Source organism: Lacticaseibacillus yichunensis (assembly GCF_003946405.1).
Lineage (GTDB): Bacteria > Bacillota > Bacilli > Lactobacillales > Lactobacillaceae > Lacticaseibacillus > Lacticaseibacillus yichunensis.
In genome coordinates this window covers 25,834-44,137 of sequence record NZ_RHOG01000014.1, presented here as the reverse complement: position 1 = coordinate 44,137, position 18,304 = coordinate 25,834, and the positions used below count along the sequence as shown (strand labels likewise).

At 52.1% G+C, this 18,304-nt stretch carries 16 protein-coding genes; 11 read left to right on the top strand and 5 right to left on the bottom strand.

Translation table 11 applies throughout. The features are described 5' to 3' along the window. Positions 1-62 precede the first annotated feature (62 nt). Positions 63-1,295 carry a replication initiation factor domain-containing protein gene (locus tag EKM95_RS05875; protein ID WP_087907878.1) on the bottom strand — a complete coding sequence of 411 codons (1,233 nt, stop codon included), beginning with the start codon at positions 1,293-1,295 and terminating at the stop codon, positions 63-65. A gap of 453 nt (positions 1,296-1,748) precedes the next feature. Here EKM95_RS05875 and EKM95_RS05870 point away from each other — a divergent pair, with 453 nt between their 5' ends. From EKM95_RS05870 to EKM95_RS05860, 3 genes are all read left to right on the top strand, one after another. Beyond that, positions 1,749-2,276 (top strand): helix-turn-helix domain-containing protein, encoded by a 528-nt coding sequence (locus EKM95_RS05870; RefSeq protein WP_051975773.1) that lies wholly within the window; start codon positions 1,749-1,751, stop codon positions 2,274-2,276. Then, entirely contained in the window at positions 2,273-3,052 is a 780-nt protein-coding gene (locus EKM95_RS05865; protein ID WP_125696921.1) for a toll/interleukin-1 receptor domain-containing protein, read from the top strand. Before EKM95_RS05870 ends, EKM95_RS05865 begins: the two co-directional genes overlap by 4 nt. Positions 3,053-3,130: 78 nt before the next feature. Further along, positions 3,131-3,880, top strand: a complete 750-nt coding sequence (locus EKM95_RS05860) for a helix-turn-helix transcriptional regulator (protein WP_125696920.1) — start codon at positions 3,131-3,133, stop codon at positions 3,878-3,880. 217 nt (positions 3,881-4,097) lie between these two features. Here EKM95_RS05860 and EKM95_RS05855 read toward each other — a convergent pair whose 3' ends face one another. Beyond that, positions 4,098-5,012, bottom strand: a complete 915-nt coding sequence (locus tag EKM95_RS05855; RefSeq protein ID WP_164510105.1) for a helix-turn-helix domain-containing protein — start codon at positions 5,010-5,012, stop codon at positions 4,098-4,100. 382 nt (positions 5,013-5,394) lie between these two features. Between EKM95_RS05855 and EKM95_RS05850 the strand changes: the two genes are divergently transcribed. From EKM95_RS05850 to EKM95_RS05830, 5 genes are all read left to right on the top strand, one after another. Continuing rightward, a complete protein-coding gene (locus EKM95_RS05850; RefSeq protein ID WP_125696918.1) occupies positions 5,395-6,579 on the top strand; it encodes an aminotransferase class I/II-fold pyridoxal phosphate-dependent enzyme in 1,185 nt (394 codons plus the stop codon). 149 nt (positions 6,580-6,728) lie between these two features. Beyond that, positions 6,729-7,454, top strand: coding sequence for an AzlC family ABC transporter permease (locus EKM95_RS05845; RefSeq protein WP_125696917.1), 726 nt, complete (start codon positions 6,729-6,731; stop codon positions 7,452-7,454). Continuing rightward, a complete protein-coding gene (locus tag EKM95_RS05840; RefSeq protein WP_125696916.1) occupies positions 7,447-7,776 on the top strand; it encodes an AzlD domain-containing protein in 330 nt (109 codons plus the stop codon). The genes EKM95_RS05845 and EKM95_RS05840 overlap by 8 nt, the downstream gene beginning before the upstream one ends. A gap of 421 nt (positions 7,777-8,197) precedes the next feature. Further along, on the top strand, positions 8,198-8,998 hold the full coding sequence (locus EKM95_RS05835) for a hypothetical protein (RefSeq protein ID WP_125696915.1): 801 nt from the start codon (positions 8,198-8,200) through the stop codon (positions 8,996-8,998). 340 nt (positions 8,999-9,338) lie between these two features. Next, positions 9,339-10,133: a hypothetical protein gene (locus tag EKM95_RS05830; protein WP_125696914.1), complete on the top strand. Its 795-nt coding sequence runs from the start codon at positions 9,339-9,341 to the stop codon at positions 10,131-10,133. A 67-nt stretch (positions 10,134-10,200) separates the two neighbouring features. Here EKM95_RS05830 and EKM95_RS05825 read toward each other — a convergent pair whose 3' ends face one another. Next, positions 10,201-11,454, bottom strand: a complete 1,254-nt coding sequence (locus tag EKM95_RS05825) for an MFS transporter (RefSeq protein ID WP_125696913.1) — start codon at positions 11,452-11,454, stop codon at positions 10,201-10,203. Positions 11,455-11,856: 402 nt separating this feature from the next. Here EKM95_RS05825 and EKM95_RS05820 point away from each other — a divergent pair, with 402 nt between their 5' ends. Next, positions 11,857-13,719 (top strand): beta-N-acetylhexosaminidase, encoded by a 1,863-nt coding sequence (locus EKM95_RS05820; protein WP_125696912.1) that lies wholly within the window; start codon positions 11,857-11,859, stop codon positions 13,717-13,719. A 255-nt stretch (positions 13,720-13,974) separates the two neighbouring features. Then, a complete protein-coding gene (locus tag EKM95_RS05815; RefSeq protein ID WP_164510104.1) occupies positions 13,975-14,679 on the top strand; it encodes a hypothetical protein in 705 nt (234 codons plus the stop codon). Between the two features lie 247 nt (positions 14,680-14,926). On the opposite strand, the gene EKM95_RS05810 is transcribed toward EKM95_RS05815, so the two are convergent. Further along, positions 14,927-15,286: a GNAT family N-acetyltransferase gene (locus tag EKM95_RS05810; protein WP_125696910.1), complete on the bottom strand. Its 360-nt coding sequence runs from the start codon at positions 15,284-15,286 to the stop codon at positions 14,927-14,929. A 180-nt stretch (positions 15,287-15,466) separates the two neighbouring features. Between EKM95_RS05810 and EKM95_RS05805 the strand changes: the two genes are divergently transcribed. Continuing rightward, positions 15,467-17,359, top strand: a complete 1,893-nt coding sequence (locus tag EKM95_RS05805) for a helix-turn-helix domain-containing protein (RefSeq protein WP_125696909.1) — start codon at positions 15,467-15,469, stop codon at positions 17,357-17,359. Positions 17,360-17,482: 123 nt separating this feature from the next. Here EKM95_RS05805 and EKM95_RS05800 read toward each other — a convergent pair whose 3' ends face one another. Beyond that, a complete protein-coding gene (locus tag EKM95_RS05800) occupies positions 17,483-18,247 on the bottom strand; it encodes a hypothetical protein (RefSeq protein WP_125696908.1) in 765 nt (254 codons plus the stop codon). Between the last annotated feature and the right edge of the window lie 57 nt (positions 18,248-18,304).

The following is an 18,304-nucleotide window of genomic DNA, read 5'->3' as shown; positions in this document are numbered from 1 at the left end:
AAGTTTGGTGGGAGTGAGATAATCAAACCAGATAGAACCCATATTTTATCTGTGAAGGGTGACTACTTGCTTTGGTCGGCGTAGTCGCTCTTTTTTGATTCCTCACTTGGGATAATCATTTCTTCGGTTGATGCGAGCATCGCTTGTAGAATGCTCATCTCCTTTTGTGTGATTTTAGCGTTGGCGATCATCGTCATCAAAATGTCTTGGGCGGTGGCTGAATCATAGGCGAGTAACATCTTCAAGGTTGGTGCGACTTGCTTCTCAATCCAATTGTAGGTGCGCTTGATCGAGAATGGCTCCGGTTCGGTTGTTAGCCGAAGCTTCTCACCGTATTTGCCGATAAAATTCGCCCAGAGGTCGTCTAACGGCCAGCTTGCTCTAGCCTTACCATTGGGCTTTAAGAAGCGCACATAGCGATTGATGATGCCAAATATCACCTTGGCAGGGTCGCGTTCGTTTAACAACGCCTCAATCGCCTTTGTTGCCCGTTCATCAGCCAGGCGTAGCTCAAAGCGGTTTTTGATTGGCGTTTGATCTAGAGGTGTGCCATATTTGAAAAACTGTTCGGCGTCTTTTTGGTACAGGCACATGTAGAATTGGCTTTTTCTCGAACCAATGTACAGTGTGCGACCAATGACGCCGTGTTCTTTATTGGCGTCTTTATGAATGCGTCGAAAAATTGAGGTAAATTCGTCGCGATCACACTTATCAATAAAGTATTGCACCGGTAGCATATCTACATAATCATTGATAGCAAGGTCGATTCGATTGTAATGACCACCGAGTTCATTTGCCTTTTCAAAGAAGTCATACCAGCTGCGATGTTGGGCGAGTAGCAGACACTCAAATTCGCGACAGCCTTCACCTTTCAGTTCCAGTAGCGTACCGCGATCGTCATCTTCTGGTGAAGTGAATATTTGCATCGCGCCGTGTTCAAACTTACCAGTGTAGCCGTAAAAGCCCCAGTTGTCCGGTGCGAAGAATATTGGCTTGATTTGCAACAACTCGGTCATGATGGGGATAGCATCGTGGGTGGGGAAGCGAATGCGGACATAGTCGATCCACATGGTCAGTGCTTCGTCACCGGATAGCTCACGATAAGCACACATCAGCTGGCGTCGCATATTTTCATTTAGCGGTCTTTTGCCACCAAGTAGCTGATTCAGGTAACCGCGGGTAATCCCGACCTTATCGGCCACTTGTTGTTGCGTCAATTTCTGCTCGGCCATCAAGTCCCAGAACTTGCCTAACCAATCAGTGACCACGATTCCCGCAGTCAAATCATTTTGCATTAGCGTCTCTCCTTTGTTTTCTGGTGTTTACAGCTTTTTTAGCCTGTTGACACTCTGTCTCTACGGGGAATGCCTTGCCTACGGCATTTCTACCCTGTGTTTTTGTTAATACATTCCTGTCTCTGCCCCCCTATTAGATACTGGGGGCTTGTGGCGGCCGGCTAACGCCGACCGCCGCCGCTCTCGCTAGCGGCTTTCGCGCTGTACGCCGCGCGCGGCGGCGCAGGTTTTCTTCCTTTCTCCTCGTCAGTTTCAATGTTATAATAATAACAGGATGATGTTTGTCGTCCTGTATCTGCATTCTAGCAGGTTTGCACTTGTCACACAACCATATAATGTTTGACCATTAACCCTGTCAATGCTTTAATAAGCCTCAACAGGACTTCAAATGGTTTGAAACAGTTTCATATAGCTTCAAATGGACTCAAATCGTCAAAGAATCGGGGAGAAGAAATGTCTGAAAAAAATTCAGAAGGCATCGAAATCAAAATTGGCCTGAACGTCAAACGTATTCGCAAAGAACAAGGCCTGACCCAAAAGGAACTTGCAAGCAGGCTAAGCAGTATCGAGCAAACAGTGTCCAAGATTGAACGTGGCGTGTTCACACCGTCTGCCGAGACGATTATGCAGCTGTGCGAGGCATTGAACGTTACGCCTAACGAATTGATGCTTGAGAATCCAGAATGGCAGAAATGGCAGTCTGAACGGTTGGAGCATCAAGATCACTCGATCAACGGTTTAGCTGACCAGATTAGTCTAGTGCAAGGTATGTTCGCTAAAGCTGATATAGCACGTGATGCCGGCGATGAGGACAAAGAAAAAGCGTACTTGGATGACATCATCCAAATGTACGCTTGGCAAAACAAGGATATTCGTGCTATTGCAGAATGGCTTGACCACCGTTATTTGGATCAATATATGGTCAAGATGCAAGGGGAGATTAGAAAAACAATGATTAAAAATCCGGAGGACGAAAAATGATTTTTTTATCACACAACAAACTCGACAAAGCTGTAGTTGAACCCATCGCGATTAGACTTTCCAATTTATACGGACAAGACAATGTCTTTTATGATTCTTGGTCAATTCAGCCCGGAGATGGAATAATTGACAAGATGAACGAAGGGCTTTCGAAGTGTGAGTTCTTTTTCTTTTTCGTGTCCGTAAACAGTCTTTCAAGTAAGATGGTTACAATGGAGTGGCAGAATACAATTATGCGTTCAGCGCAGGCCGATGTTAAACTAATACCAATCCGATTAGATGGTTCGATTATGCCAACGATTCTTCTACAAACCCTGTACATCGATCTATTTCAGAATGGTATTGAGGTTGCATTCAAACAAATGGTTGACGTTATCAACGGAACAAATACGTTTCATGAAGCATCATATTCTTTTTCGAACTTGGGATTTAAATTTCAGCAGAAAGATGATAGTTACATCTTTACCGTAGAAGCACTTCACTATATGGAACCAATGTCCAAATATCTGTTAATTTTTGATAATCCTCTAAAGGACTTGGATGTAAAGATTGAAAGTTCAATGTTTCAAAGCAACTCTTTTGAGGATGTTAAATTTGGTGGACTGCAAGGGAACGGTTGGTATGTAGCGGTCTACGATGCAACTGTTCCTGGATTTCCCGTAAAAATTTCAGTTACTCCAAAATCTGACATAAAACCAAATTTCAGAGCGATTCTCCATCAAGTATCTGAAGAAAAATGGCAAATCATCCCACCAATAAATTCTTTCAGCATATAAAACTTAACTCAACCGCAAGTTGATACCCAACTTTGGTCGTAACTGCTATTGTTCATTATGAAAGGTGGGTGAACAACGATGTTACAACAAGACATCCTTAAGCTATATCGGAAAAAGTACAACTACACTCAAACTGCACTTGCAGATCAACTCCATGTTTCCCCTCAAGCTATCTCCAAGTGGGAAACCAGAGATAGCTTGCCCAGTATAGATAACTTATTGGCGTTGAGTGATCTATACAACATTTCACTTGATGAGCTTGTACAGGCAGGCCCATATTTCAAAAAGCCGTTTACAGTTGGCCATCGAGTTTCGTGGAAACGCTTGGTTATCTTTGTTCTTGTGTGGACGCTCTTTTCACTTTTTGTTACGGGATTTGGGTACCAACCTTGGTGGCTTTTTGCAGTCATAATGCTTTGGGGCCTAGTTGTTGTCCTACCGATTATTTTTGACAGCTACTGGACTATCGAGAGGACCCATATCTCAGCAACCATCTTATCAGATCGCTTCTTTGAGAAGTTCTCACAACTGCTTAAGCATGACATGAAAGAAAAGGTAAATTATTCCGACATAACTTTAATTACCATCCGGTACATTGCAAAAGTTGAAACCTCACCGTGGGATTTTTGGCGAGATGAATTGGTTCTTGATCTTGTAACGAATGCGAATACAACCATCCGTCTGCCAGTATCGGTGCCAGCTAGTACGTTTCTACCACAACTAATTATGTTTCTTCAACGGCAACATATTGACGTTGAAGACCCTCAAGGAATTGTGGACAAACTACTGCTCGGGGAAAACTTGCATGATAAGTTTCACGAAAAATAATGTCCGCCGCAAATTTAAACACCAAGAGGAGCACCCTGCAATGGTAAGGGTGCTCCTCTTGATGTATTGAGGTGGCACATCTGTGGCACATTCCATCAGTAGATTATCGTGGTTCAGTGAATGTTGTGCATCGTTAGTACGTGATATACAAGGATTTTGGCTATTTACTGATTGAGAGAGTTATTTCCCGGGTAATACTTACGCCGCCTTTTTGCGTTCAGTCGGTCACGGGCGTTGAAAATTTTTCCAGTTGCGTCCAGCGCTGGGCTAACTCGATTCGTTGCGCCTCGACGATCGGGGCGGGCACGAAAAGGGTGATCGCGGCCACAAGCTTGTCCTTCAAGGCGGTGGCACCAGGAATATCGCCATCGAGGTAGGTCGCGACGACAGCGCCGATCTTCACATAGAAGAAATAATAGAAATTATGATTTTGCGTCTGGCGGCTGTGCATCAGCGCGATCGCCTCGCGCACATTGGCCTCTTGCCGCGTGTCCAGCGCGCTGCTGAGAAGATTGATGTAAAACGAATCGATCACATACTCGGCGGCGTCATCGCTGGCCGACCAGCTGCCGGTGCGCCGCTGGACGAGAAGATTGCTGAAAAGCATTCGGAGCTGTGCATAGGGCACATAGCCGACGATCGTGCTCAGCATTCGAAAATCAAAGCTGGTCAGCTTCTCATCATTGGCGAAAAGCGCAAAGATCTCTTGCCCCAGCCGCTTGGCGTTGACGTCATCCTGCCTGATCTCGGCTTGCAAGGTCTCGGCGAGCCGAATCAACGCCAGCAGTCCCGGCATCGGCGTTTGGCGGTATTGCTTGCGCAACGCAGCTTTGACTGACTCAAGCTTGCTGGGGTCTTTGGGGTCGGTGTTGTTGATCACCGCCCGCTCGCCGTCGAAGACAAAATTTGCGGAAAGGCCTGCGCCTTGCACCAGCTCCTGAAAATCGAATGTGAGATACTGCGCCAACGCGAGCAGTTGCGGCAACTTGATGTCCACTTCACCGCGCAGGATGCGCTGGAACGTTTTGCTCGACCAGCCCAGGTCCTGGCCCATTTGCTCCAAGGTGATGTGTTTGGCCCGCCGCAGTGCATCGATGTACCGCCCAACTTTTTCTTGATCCGTCAAAGGCATCCCAGTTCCTCCATCGGCCCGCAGCGTGCGGGCCTTTCCCATCAGCTTGTGCGTCCAGTTGAAGATAACGATGTGCGGGCACGCACCGGTTAATAAAAAACAGTTTCCTACTTCTATTAGTATCCTACTCGACCTAAATATTCAAGCAGGATCATTTGCAAAGTGGGGACCGACTGAGCAGGCGCTGATCATCCGTTCAAAATGTCAGATCACGCCACCGACTTTTTCATGCCGCGGCATGCCGGCCAACCCCCGCCCGATTTTTCCAAAAACCCGCAACGTTCGTGTCTAGGCTAATGCAACGCGTGCCAAAATGAAGTAACTTATTAATGATAGGATCATTGTATCTGACGCGCAGGCTGTTCAGCCGAAAGGAGCCGCTATGACAAACGTTGAAACGATGTTGCACCGGGTACGCCCGGACTTACTCGCGATGAAGCCATCCGCTTTGCGGGCATTTGATGAGGAGGTCTCAGCAATTCCCGGCATCATCAAATTGACGCTGGGCGAGCCGGACTTTAACACGCCTGAGCACATCAAGCAGGCGGGCATCCGCAGCATTGAGCAAAATCATACCCATTATCCACAAGCGGCCGGCATTCCTGCGCTGCGCGAGGCGGCGGCCGGCTTTTTGAACGAGAAATACCGTCTGCATTACACGCCAGAGGAGATCATCGTCACGGTCGGCGCCACCGAAGCCATCTGGGCGAGCCTGGGCGCGCTCATTCAGCCTGGCGACAAGGTGATCGTCCCGATTCCGGCCTGGGGTCTGTACATGAATGTGATCGAGTTGCTCGGCGCGACGCCGGTCTTTATCGACACCGAACCGGATGGCTATGAGCTGAATCCCGAGAAGTTGCGTGCTGTCCTTGATGAAAATGGCGACAGCGTGCGGGCACTGGTGTTAAATTTTCCCAATAATCCAACTGGGAAGACCTTGCGCCGGCCAAAGCTTCAGGCGATCGCCAATGTGCTGAAGGACTACCCTGTTTTCGCCATCGCAGATGAGGTCTATTCCGAGTTGACGTTTGGCGAGCCGCATGTGTCGCTGGCGGAATTGTTGCCGGAACAGACGCTGCTGCTCAACGGTGTCTCCAAGTCGCATGCGATGACAGGCTGGCGCATCGGCGTCATCGCAGGCGCGCAGCCGATCATCGACCAAGTCTTCAAATTCCATCAGGCCTCGGTCACCTCGGCGGCTTATCCCATGGAAGACGCCGCGGTCGAAGCCTTCACCGCGGGCAAGGACGATGGCCGCGAAATGGCGCAGGACTACGAAAAACGCGGCCGGTTCCTTTATCAAGCGCTGGTCGATCTCGGCTTTGATGTCGTGGAACCAGAAGGCGCATTTTACCTGTACTGCAAGGTGCCGGCCTGGCTCAACGAAGACGACGCGACGTTCTGTCGGCGGTTGGCCTACGAGGCACAGGTGGCCGTCAGCGCGGGCACGGCGTTTGGACCAAGCGGGAAAAATCACTTCCGAATCAGCTACGCCTCAAGCCTTGCTGATCTGAAGGAAGCGGCCCGACGCATCGGCGTGTATCTCGATAAGCGGCGAGCGGAATAGGCGTGACGCAAAACAGGCCGGATTGCGGCCTGTTTTTGCGTGGCTTGTGTTTTGACTGAAAATAGATAGACTGGAAATAATCTGAGTGGCGCGGGTTGGCGGGCCGAGACTCGACCATGGATGCGACAAAAACGAAAGGTGGCGGCGTGATGGACAGTGATTTATCGGCAAAAGCGGGGCTCAAGGATGTCATGCCGACCGCTTTTGGTTATATCGGCGTTGGCTTGGCTTTTGCCATTGTTGCGCACACCAGTGGCATCGGGCCGATCATGGTCCTGTTGATGTCGTTGATCGTTTACGCGGGCTCTGCGCAATTTGTGCTGACGTCGATGCTGTTGGCAGCCAGCCCCGTCAGCGCGATCGTCGCCTCTGTTTTTCTCGTCAACGCCCGCATGGCCTTGATGAGCATGACTGTGGCCCCTTATCTGAAAAAAGAATCGCTGACCCAAAACATTCTGATTGGCTCGCTTTTGACCGATGAGACCTTTGCGTTGTCGATGAATAAACTGAATGTGACACATCGCACGCTGCGACCGGCCTGGTTTCACGCGGCGAATCTCGGCGCGTACCTGATCTGGGCAGCGGCGACGGTCGCCGGCGATCTGGTCGGCAGTCTGATTCCCGATGCCAAGGCGTTTGGCCTGGATTTCGCCGTGGTCGCCATGTTCATCGGCCTGCTTTACCTGCAAATGGTGACGGATCGCTCACGCCGTTTTTCCCGCCACCTGGAAGTCGCGGGGACGGTGATGCTGCTGATGTTTGTGCTGATGCGCTTCATGCCGGGCAATACCGCGATTCTGGTGGCCACGGTGCTCGGCTGCTTGATCGGCATGGCGCTTGAACACCTGCGAAAGGAGGCGCCGACGCATGACTGACGGAAAATTGTTGGTGACCATCCTGCTTTGCGGCCTGGCCACCTGGCTCTTGCGGGTGACCCCATTTGTGCTGGTCAAGGCGGCGCGCCTGCCGAAATGGCTGCTCTCGTTTTTGAGTTTCGTCCCAGTCGCAATCTTGGCCGCAATCTTCGCCGAAGAATTGCTTGTCTATCATCCGGGCGCGTGGCCGACGCTGAATGTTGAAAATACGTTGGCGGCGTTGCCCGCGATCGTGGCGGCCATCATTTCAAAGAGTCTGCTGGTGACTGTGGTCGTCGGTGTCGCTGCTATGGCCGCGGTGCGGCTGTTGGGGTGGGGCTGAGAGACAGAAGCTGCGCATTTCGGCTATGGCCAGCTTGCGGGGCTCGCTGACTGGGAGAATCGTATATCCTTTTATTTATTTGCTAGTTTCGAGGTCATAAGCCGCTATTCTACATCAATTTGCGCCAAATGATGTAGAATAGAAGTTTATGTTAACTAGTGGCGTGCTTCACAATCAATTCTGCGACTAAATAATTGCAGCAATTTTTGATGGCTCGTGGTTGACTCTTAATGACTTGAGTGGCTGGCCCTTCGTATTTTGACGAATGGCCAAGCATGAACTTTGCTCATTCGGCCTTCACGCTGTTATCATTTCACCTCATTTCATCTCGGTGTATATGGCCTTTTTATCACTAAAAATGTGGCAAGGTCCCATTTTCCCCTGATATATTCAAAAGATTAACTTGTTGGGGGTACAGAGAATGATAAGACGAACGATGTGGGTCTTTGCTGGATTGGCGATGGGTTTGCTTGCGGTTGGACTGACAGGATGTGGCGAACCAGCCGCCACGTCGGACTTAGCAAATGTTGGGTCGCACCACGAAGTAACGGCCGAAGAAGCGAAGGCGGATTCTTCTTTCGACGCCATGATTGCCAGTAATCAGGCGAAGGTTAAGGAGGAAGAGGAGGTCAAGGCACGATTGCCACGGGTGCCAGTAACAGCAGCATTTTTTAAGACTAAGCCGGTATCTTATACCTATCGTGAGCAATATGATAGTGATGAGAATGACACGTTGCTTGAGGTTCTGCCGGCGGACCGTGATAATCTAGAACCATTTGACAAGGATATGACACGGTTGGAATACCACATTGTGACTTTGATGCCCAATGGGGATGCCTATACGTACGACGTGGTTAAAATAGATGACGGTAATAAGCAAGTGTCAATCGTGATGGATAAGGGACGCTACGCCGTGGCAGGAACGCAGGTAACGGTGACAGCAAACCGGCAAACGATGCGTAACGAAGGGCGAGATGAAGATGGGACGATCACCGCTCTTATTGATGGCACGGGCTACAGTCCAGGCTTGAATACCACAAGCTACACGCTCGACCCCGAGACCGGTTGGTTGGTCGCGAAGGACAAGGCGAAGGCACAAGAGGAAGCAACTATATACCCAGAAATCACTGATACGCCGCTGACCGATCTGCCTGCGTTGTACCAGCAGATTGAGGCCGAGTTGGCAAAGAATGGTGAAATACACCCGTATCGACAGAATTGATAAAAAAAGAGCTTGTTTCCGAAGCCACCGCATCTGAAGCGGGAGCCGGGAGACAGGCTCGTTCTTATTTTTCCACTTGTAGGTCGCGGTCATCATTTATGCCAAAATGATGTAGAATAGCGCGACAGCAAGACGAAAAACCGGAGAGACTGGTTCACTGTTTTGTGTTGATTCCTCGTTCCTGGACCGATGCTCGCCATCTCTCCAAGCTACCTCATCCGCTCTTCACACCGCCCTCATTTCACCGCGATGTGGGTGGCGTTTTTTTCACCAAAAATGCGGCTGGGAGCCCATTTTCCGTTGATATACTCAATAGATCAACTTTTGGGGGGAACAGAAAATGACGAGACGATCGATGTGGGGCTTTGCTGGACTCGTGATAGGGATGCTTTCGGCTGGATTGACGGGCTGCGGTGAGCCGACCGCGACTTCGCACTTGGCGAGCGTTGGGCCGCACCATGAAAAAACGGCCGAGGAGGCAAAAGCGGAATCCTCTTTCGATGCTATGGTGGCCAGCAATAAGGCAAAGGCGAAAGCGGACGCGGCGGCTAAGGCGAAGCTGCCGCGGGTGCCGGTCACGGCAGAATTTTTCAAGCAGAAGCCGGTGTCGTACACCTATGAGGAACGATACTTTAGCGATGAGAATGACACGTTGCTCGAAGTGTTGCCGGAAAATCGAGACAAGTTGGCGCCGTTTGGCAAGGATATGAGTCGGCTGGAATATCGCATCGTGACCTTGATGCCTAATGGCGATGCCTACTCGTACGACGTGGTCAAAACGGATGACGGCGACAAGCAGGCATCGGTCGTGATGGACAAGGGGCGCTACACCGTCGCGGGAACGCAGGTGACGGTGATGGCGAACCGCCAAACGATGCGCCACGAAGCAAAGGATGCGGATGGGACAATCTTGCAGCTAGCCGGTGGCGCAAGTTATAGCCCTGGGCTGAACACGACGCACTACACGCTTGACCCCGAAACCGGCTGGCTCATCGCAGAAGGCAAGGCGAAGGCGCGCGAAGAGGCGACTATTTATCCTGAGATCACCGAGACCCCGTTGACCGATCTGCCTGCGTTGTACCGGCAGATCGAGGCGGATCTTGCCAAGCATGGGCATATCGAGCGGCACCATTAATTGGATAAAAAAGAGCTTGGTTCCGAAGCCACCGCATCTGAAGCGGGAGCTGGAGACAAGCTCTTTTTTATTTTTCCACTTGTAGGTCGCGGTCATAATGGCGCGCGGCTGGCAAAATCAGCGTTAACAGGCCACACAGAATGCTGCCGATGCCGCCAATCAGGAAGAGGTTTTGCACGCCCAGCGCATCGCCGACCGGGCCAGCCATGATCAAGCCGATCGGACCGCTGATGCTCATCAGGGAATTCAGGACGCCCATCACGCGGCCAAGTGTGCTCGGGGCAAAACTCTGCTGAATCATCGCCATCAGGAGCGTGTTGAAGAACGGAACCGCTAAGCCCGCCACAGCGTTGAGCACCACGAACCACCAGAAACCATGGGTGTTCCCAGGTAAAAAGGCGGCGGCGCCGATGGTCACACCCACCACGAAATACGAGAGGATCATCGGTCGCATGCGGTCGGACCAATTTTTCCAAATACTGATGATGAAGCCGCCTGCCAGCATGCCCACTGACCACACGACTTCGACAATGCCAGCCTGTGCGACGGTGCCGTGGAAAAATTGGACCGTCATCAGCGGATACATCGAGCCCACCGGCATGAAAAAAAGGGTGAATAAGGTGCCAATCAGCGTGATGATCAACAGCCCGCGGCGTGTTGCCAGCAATTGCAGCCCGGCTTTCGCGTCGGCGAGGGGATGCACGGGCTCGCTGCGCGTTTCGTGATGATGGTCCGGCAGCGTCACAAGCAGCAACAACCCTGCGCCGATCAAAAAACCAATCACATCCAGCAAGATCAAGAAGCGGATCTCGACCAGCGAGAACAAGAATGCACCAAGGGCCGGCGCGATGATGAAGTTGGCAGAGCTGATCATCCCGAGTTGGCCATTTGCGCGCGTCAGATCATCGGCGGGTACCATTTCCGGTAAGACGGATTGAATGGTTGGTTGCTGAAAAGTCTGCGCCAGCGCCCGCATGAAAAGGCTGATGAAGACCAGCCAGAGCGGAAAAGTCGCTTGGAGACTGCCCGCAATAAATAAGATCACAGCAAACAGCGCCACTACGGCATCCGAAATAATGAGGAGGGCCTTCTTATTTGTCCGGTCGATCAATCCGCCGACAAACGGGGAAAGCAGGACCGTTGGTAACATCCCAAGCAGTGACGCGAAGCTCAACATGCTGGCCGAACCCGTCTGCATCGTCAGATACCAGATGATTGCGTATTGCACGATCATCGAGGTGATACCGGACAGAAATTGACCGGAGAGAAAAATCAAAAAATTACGCCGCCAGTTGGGAATGGCGAGTGGAGATGGATTCATAGGAACTCCTTTTTGGGGGCTTTGTGCCGATTTTAAATAGGTCGCGGAGCGTGAATTGTGGCGCGTACAACAAACGATTTTATTCAGAATAGCATAACGCGAAAGATTTGAATATGGGAAAGCCAATCACGAAAAGTGTACTGCCCACCCCTAACCGCTCGGCTTCGCACCACAGTCGGGCTTCGGCGCGCATGGTCGAGCCAACTAGGTACGCCAGTCACTCGGGGCAGAGAGCGCCCCAAGCGCCAGGCTAGCCTAGCTGTTCGACCATCCCGCGCACCTCCGCACCCTTTCTACTTGGTATATCCCTCCGATCCGACTTTTCGCCGCTTGCCGCCTTTTGCATCGGGTTCCGTGTTATTCTGCTTGTGAGAAAGTGCTTACATTAATGGAGGGACGAATATGGCAGTGACATGGCAAGGGGTGCCTGCGCAATATCGGCAGGCGCTGGTGCAAGTGATCGATGGCCGCGATGGGGGAATCGACGGTCAGGTACAAGTCGCCTTCCAGCAGACGCCGGGCCTCGCAATCGAGCGCGATGGCGATCAAGGCATGGTTACGTATCACAGCGAGGCGGACCTGCTCAGGGCGGCAACGCTGTGGCTGGGCCGGGCGAAAACAGAAACGGCGTTCACGGAAAGTCAGCGTGCCCGCTATGATACGGTCGGCGTGATGATCGATGTCGCCCGCAACGGCGTCCCGACCGTGGCCACGCTGGAATCCGCCTTTGTACGTCTGGCCAGTTTGGGGTACAACGAGGTCTGGCTGTACCTGGAAGATATTTTTGAGGTGCCCGGTGAGCCGTATTTTGGCTTGCAGCGCGGCCGCTATTCGCAGGCAGACCTTCACGCGCTGGCCGTTTTTGCCGATGGGGTCGGGATCACCTTGGTGCCGGCCATCCAGACGCTGGCGCATAACCGGGGGATGTTGAAGTGGCGTGCATTTGACGACATTCGTGACGCACCGGATTGTCTCTATGTTGAAAAACCGGAGACGACGGTTTTTTTGCGCAACCTCCTGAAGGCAGCCAGTGCCCCGTTTTTGACGAAAAAAATTCATATCGGCATGGACGAGGCGAACAGCCTTGGCCGCGGGGAAATGTTGAATGACCGCGGATTGGTCGATCAAACTGAATTGATGGTCGCGCATCTGAAGACGGTTGTGGGCCTGTGCGATGAGCTCGGACTTCAGCCGATGATGTGGAGTGACATGTGGTTCAAAATGGCCAGCGAACAGCATCGTCTGTACGACCCCGACACTGTTTTCACGAAAGAGTTGGTTGACTCGATTCCGCCCGTCGCCCAAGTTTATTGGGATTATTACAAAGATCGTGTCGAGCCATATGCGAAACTGTTCGACCTGCATAAAGACCTGAAGCAGGAGCTGATCTTTGCGGCCGGCGTGTGGACCTGGAACGGGATGGCGCCGAATCAGCAGACGATGCTGGCGACGCTCCGGGCCGGGATGCAGGCGGCCAGTGATGCCGGGGTCAAGCAGGTGATCGCGACGATGTGGGAGGATGACGGCGCCGAGGTGCCACTGGAGGCCGCGTGGTTTGGCCTGCAGACGTTTGCCGAATATCAATATCATGATACGGTTTCATATGAGGAAGCCGCCCACGCATTTTCGCTGATGCAAGGCGAGGATGCGGCGAGTTTCATGTTGTTTGACCGCTTCGACAATCTCGAGCATCCCGACCGGCCGAACCTGGAGATGGATGACCCCAGCAAGATCGTCCTTTACGAGGATCTCCTGCTCCAGCGCTACCAGGTCAACCTGGCGCCGTTTGACATCAGCGGGTGGTACGCGAAGCTGGCGGCCGACCTGCGCGCGGCGCAAACAACGCCTAGAAGCGCTGCGATGTTTGCGCAATACGCGTTGCTGGCGGACTTATTAAGCAAAAAGAGTTTGGCGCTGCAGGCCATCGCCACGTTGCCCGATGCTGGGGTGGGAACTTTGCCTGCGGTGCGCGCGGCGCTTGAGACTTATCGCACCGCGTTGACGACGTGGATTCCCGTTTTTCGCAAGCAATGGCATGATGAGCGGCGCGGCGAAGGCTACGAGATCATGGATCTGCGCCTGAATGGCCTGCTGGGCCGCATCGATACAGTCGAATACCGGTTGGATGAATGGGCGGCTGGGCGCGATGACCTCGCCGAACTCAAGGAACCCAAGCTGCCGATGGATAAATACACCAGTGGCCAGATCGGGCGCGGGCGGTATTACCAGATCTTCAGCGCAAGCGGTATCGGGCAAAATATGTAAAAATCGAAGCCCGACAAAAACGACGACGCATCCGAAGTGGGTGCGCCGCCGTTTTGCGTTACCTCGTAAAATGTTTCACGAGAAACATTTGGCTGGTACGCTTGATTGCTGTCATGACTAATGCCAAAGGTTACCGGTTGATGATATGATTGCGATGGTGAGGGATATTCATTGAATCTGAATATATGACTGGCACGTCATGAAAGGAATTCACAGATTATGTCACGGTATAAGCACAGCGATTCAAACCCCAAGATGAAATGGATCGTTGCAGTTATTGTTGGGGCTGCGTTGGTGAGTCTTATCACAGGATCGATCGTGTGTAATCACGCGCGCAAGTATTTTTCGAATCAACAGGCTGACGTTCGTTCCTCGAGCGTCAGTCCAAGTGCCTCCAAGCAGCGTGAAACGGGCGAACCGGCCTCATCAACCGCCCGTTCACAATCGAGTTCAGCGCAGTCAGCTGCGAAGACGGAACGGGTCAGAGACGTTACCGATTACGCTGATCTTGATGCCCCATATGCGGTCTCGAATGACGTACCGGGAGGAAGCCTCAGCATCTCCTTTGCGCGTCGATCTTTCGGCCTGCGAAGTGCAATGGGCGGGCAGAGTCCGTACCAGATCGACGAAATGCTAAAACACCCAGATGGTAGCCTTGTTGTGAATGGCCACACATCGTTGAAGGATGCAGAGGGAAAATCATTCCGCCTTGATATGAGTCTGTTGATCGTACCGGGAAATTGCGTATTGACGCACAATTGGCAGACGAACAAGGCGATTGGACCAATTCCGGCGACAACATTTCCCCGAATCGCCGTCGCTCAATCGCCAGATAATGGAAAGACTTTTGATATGGCACCGGCGTATCAAGCGTTTATCGATTATCCGCAAGACAGTGTGCGGATTGCTTCGCAAAATGGCGCGACGGAAGAGATATTTGCCCAGACAGGTGGTATCTAACGTAGATTGGGGCTAGTGCAGAATATATGCTTCGCGAGGAAAGCAAAAAACCGCCCGCAGCCTTTGCCGACTGCGGGCGGTTTCGTCATTCACGCGTTTGGACTAACGGATCATAGAATTGGTGATAAGCCTTTCCAGAAACGGCTGGGCCGGCCATCAAAACAGCGTACGGCACGCCCCAAGTTGAATAGCGAATCTCACTGTCAAAGAAGCCATTTTTGAAGTAAAAATGCTGGCGAGATAGGCGCTAGGCGGCATTCGGTGCGGCGGGGTCCGGCGTTTCGATCTCAAGCGCCAGCGTTTCCGGCAAACAGGCGTCTTTTAAAAGCGTGATTGCCTGACTGCCATAACCTTTGCCGCGCAGGCTTTCGTCGATGGCAAAATAGCCGAGCAGGTGCAAGCCATCGCGCGCAATCGTGGTGGCCAGCCCAATGAACGTCTCGTCATCGTTGAATGCATACAAGTGGGTGGTATAGCCAGGCCGTTGTTTATTTAACAGCACATCAAATTGAACCCGCTCAGCTTTGGGAAAGGCGGTTTCGTACAGCGATTGAACCTGGCTGACAAGTGGATCGCCAGCGGAAATGGTGGTCATGGTGAGGGACATCAGGCGCCTCCTGCATTCGTGTTATTAAGATGATTATAACCGATTTTGGCAAGGAGGAGGGATGGCCCTGTGGAAGCTAGCCGGCCAATCATGTGAGACAAACGCATTTGGTGGGTCTTGTACGCCGTATCAAACATCTGTAGTATATTGGTTAATTATACGAAAAAAGAGGCGTCGCAAATGAGCCAGATGACGATCGGCGAGTTCTTCAAGAAGATGAGAAAAAACCGTGGCCTGACCCTCGAGGAAGCGGTGGTTGGCGCGCATTATTCTCCCGCCGCGTTGTCGCGGTTCGAACGCAACGAGACAGACCTCAGTGTTGAGGATGCGGTGCCAATCATCGCCAATCTGCAGATCACGGCGCCGAATTTCAAGCGCTTTATGGACAATAACGATGGCCAGCTGACCACGCAGCTTTACACGGCCTTTTTTTCGCACGACAAAGCGGCGATCGTAAAATTGGCTGCGGGGTTTGAGGCGGCCCACAAAGACGATCATCGGCCAACAACTGATTATGCCCGCTTTTTATTTCGCATTTCCGCGGTCGACCACGACTCGCCCATTCACTTGAATCACCAACAAGAAGCCGCTGTAGCACGCTTTCTCAATCCGTTTCCAGGCTGGAACATTGGTGTCCATCAATTGACGATGGCGGCGGCGATGCGTTTTGCCAGTCAGGATCTGTTGGGGCTGATCACTGCGCGGCTCGACGCCTATCAACAGTTGTTCACGGCCGAGTCGATCAATGACTCGAAAATTCCGGATGCGGATTATGGCCTCTTGCTGATTCACCTTGTGGCGCGGCGGGAAATGGCCCTGGCCGAGCAAATGATGGCAGCGGCCACACGTTACCACGGGCTACGTATCGCGGTCCATGTGCCCGGGCCGCTCAATGTGCTCGCGATGAACGGCGCGCCGTTTGTGCAATTTGCGCAGGCTGCCTATCGCTGGGCGAAAGCGCCGAATGAAACGGATGCCGCCGCGGCGCAACGTGTGATCGATCAGGCGCGCGAGCTGATGGCGCCGGCCTTGGCGGATTATCTGGCGGCCATGTGGTCTTTTATCCGCGTTGGGCGGCCAAGTTGGCGTAATTTGAAATTGACGGCGTCCCCAAAACTGACTGATTTTTCCCAGGTGGAATGGGCCTTTAATGGCGCGACCATCGCAGCGGTGCGCAAACATTATCAGCTTACGCTTGAGGACGTCATCACTGACCGGACCGTGTCGTCGCAGTCTCGCTTTGAAAAAGGGGCGACGCAACTCGGCTTCCGCGCCGCAATCGGGTTGTTGCAAACGCTCCTGCTGGAACCCACGATGTTTTATCGTAATACATTTCTGTCGACCTACATTGAGCTGGACCAACTATTGGCGCCAGCGTCGCCCAAGACTGGGGCGGCACGGCTGGCCGAAGTGCGCGAGGCTGTCGAAACGGCTTGTGCTCGCTTGCCGGAAAAACCGGCTGCGCTTCGTGATCTGAATAGGACAACATTTTGGATTTGTGGGGCCCAACGCCTGATGAACGAAGGATTTTCCAGCGAGGAATCAGTTGCAGCAGGGTTTGACACCGATGTTTTTGCCGAGTGGGCGATGCGCGGGGTGCGCGGATTGACCCATGTGCAGCTATCGGACTTTATCGCTTTTTCCGAGTGTACCAATAGTCTCCCCGGGGAGCTGTCCTATGAAGGCTGGCGGATTCTTTTCTCGCACGCGGATTTTGACCTCAGCACCGCAGCGGTCTGCACCGATATGCTGGAGAATATGGTCTTGAATCTCGCGCTCGATGGGCATGTCGACTTGATCTTGCAGCTGCAGCACGCGCTCGACAATCTCTGGCAAGACAAGGTGTGGATCGCGTCCAGCATGACCGTGGCTGTTTCCACGTGTCTCTTTCAAATGTACGCAGACCCCGCTCGCGCTGATGAATTGTGGGCCCTGAATAAGCGGCAACAGGAAGCGATGGCCGGCTTTGCCGAACGGACCGATAAAGGCAGCGTTTGGATCGGCAATACTTTTGAAGTCACCGAAGCCTACGTCAAACCGGCCTTTGATGAATGGCGGAATGCAGCCCATTAGCTTTTGAAAATTGATTCGTTAGCGATGCGGCCTCTGGTTTTGCGAGGTATGGATCGCCGCCGACGCACCAAAAGGAGTAGAACCATCAAGCTGACATCGCTTGTGAGACTACTCCTTTTTGCGTTAATCGAGGAGCGCGACGACATTGCCCGTGAAATCTCTTGAGCGTTCGGTGTCTGGCAACACTATCGATATCTTAGGATAGTCAACGAAATTGCTTAGGATATCAAGGCGCCATTCATAGTAATCTGTCGTATCGGAGCTGCTGGTGCCGGTTGACCCGCCGACCATTACACCGGTATCGCCAATCATCGTCCCCGTGCCAACGCTACTCGAAGAGGTCGAAGTGGATGATCCAGTATGTAAGTGCTCACGGGTCGCATGCTTGATATTCTCATTCGAATAAGCGACTAAGGTGCCTGTATCTTGATTCACAAAAGTGCACCCAGTTGACCCATAGAGCAGTCCCCAATCGCCATAGCGGTGAGTCCAATACTTACCATTTACAGTCAAAGGGACGACCGCTTTTAGTAGCTTATCTGTATACCGATAGCGGCCCTGAATCATATCTTCGCGTGCCTGCGAACGCGCCCGGCTGGCCCGGCGTCCCAAGAAGCTACTCCCACGGAAAACAAACAACAGGATGAAACAGATGAAGCCGACGCCAAGTGATCCGCCGGTTTCCGAAGTGAGCATAAAAAAATTCCAGATAATAATAATCACGCAGAGCCAAAAGGCAACTCTGTAAATGCTGAGCGTTGACTGTGTCTTAGCAGCCGTCTCATTGTACTTCTTGATCAGCGCGCTACCTTCCGCTGACTGATCGAAAGGCGGCAGCCCGGTTGCCTTAAAAACGTTCCAGTAACCTGGTACTTGAAGTTTTGCCATAGATGACCCTCCAGAAAAAATAAGTGCGAATAACTGCTTTTATTTTATGGAGTATTC

What these genes read in the sequence shown, in the direction of transcription:
- EKM95_RS05875 (WP_087907878.1), bottom strand. Translation starts at nt 1,295, where the DNA reads ATGCAAAATGATTTGACTGCGGGAATCGTGGTCACTGATTGGTTAGGC.
- EKM95_RS05870 (WP_051975773.1), top strand. Translation starts at nt 1,749, where the DNA reads ATGTCTGAAAAAAATTCAGAAGGCATCGAAATCAAAATTGGCCTGAAC.
- EKM95_RS05865 (WP_125696921.1), top strand. Translation starts at nt 2,273, where the DNA reads ATGATTTTTTTATCACACAACAAACTCGACAAAGCTGTAGTTGAACCC.
- EKM95_RS05860 (WP_125696920.1), top strand. Translation starts at nt 3,131, where the DNA reads ATGTTACAACAAGACATCCTTAAGCTATATCGGAAAAAGTACAACTAC.
- EKM95_RS05855 (WP_164510105.1), bottom strand. Translation starts at nt 5,012, where the DNA reads ATGCCTTTGACGGATCAAGAAAAAGTTGGGCGGTACATCGATGCACTG.
- EKM95_RS05850 (WP_125696918.1), top strand. Translation starts at nt 5,395, where the DNA reads ATGACAAACGTTGAAACGATGTTGCACCGGGTACGCCCGGACTTACTC.
- EKM95_RS05845 (WP_125696917.1), top strand. Translation starts at nt 6,729, where the DNA reads ATGGACAGTGATTTATCGGCAAAAGCGGGGCTCAAGGATGTCATGCCG.
- EKM95_RS05840 (WP_125696916.1), top strand. Translation starts at nt 7,447, where the DNA reads ATGACTGACGGAAAATTGTTGGTGACCATCCTGCTTTGCGGCCTGGCC.
- EKM95_RS05835 (WP_125696915.1), top strand. Translation starts at nt 8,198, where the DNA reads ATGATAAGACGAACGATGTGGGTCTTTGCTGGATTGGCGATGGGTTTG.
- EKM95_RS05830 (WP_125696914.1), top strand. Translation starts at nt 9,339, where the DNA reads ATGACGAGACGATCGATGTGGGGCTTTGCTGGACTCGTGATAGGGATG.
- EKM95_RS05825 (WP_125696913.1), bottom strand. Translation starts at nt 11,454, where the DNA reads ATGAATCCATCTCCACTCGCCATTCCCAACTGGCGGCGTAATTTTTTG.
- EKM95_RS05820 (WP_125696912.1), top strand. Translation starts at nt 11,857, where the DNA reads ATGGCAGTGACATGGCAAGGGGTGCCTGCGCAATATCGGCAGGCGCTG.
- EKM95_RS05815 (WP_164510104.1), top strand. Translation starts at nt 13,975, where the DNA reads ATGAAATGGATCGTTGCAGTTATTGTTGGGGCTGCGTTGGTGAGTCTT.
- EKM95_RS05810 (WP_125696910.1), bottom strand. Translation starts at nt 15,286, where the DNA reads ATGTCCCTCACCATGACCACCATTTCCGCTGGCGATCCACTTGTCAGC.
- EKM95_RS05805 (WP_125696909.1), top strand. Translation starts at nt 15,467, where the DNA reads ATGAGCCAGATGACGATCGGCGAGTTCTTCAAGAAGATGAGAAAAAAC.
- EKM95_RS05800 (WP_125696908.1), bottom strand. Translation starts at nt 18,247, where the DNA reads ATGGCAAAACTTCAAGTACCAGGTTACTGGAACGTTTTTAAGGCAACC.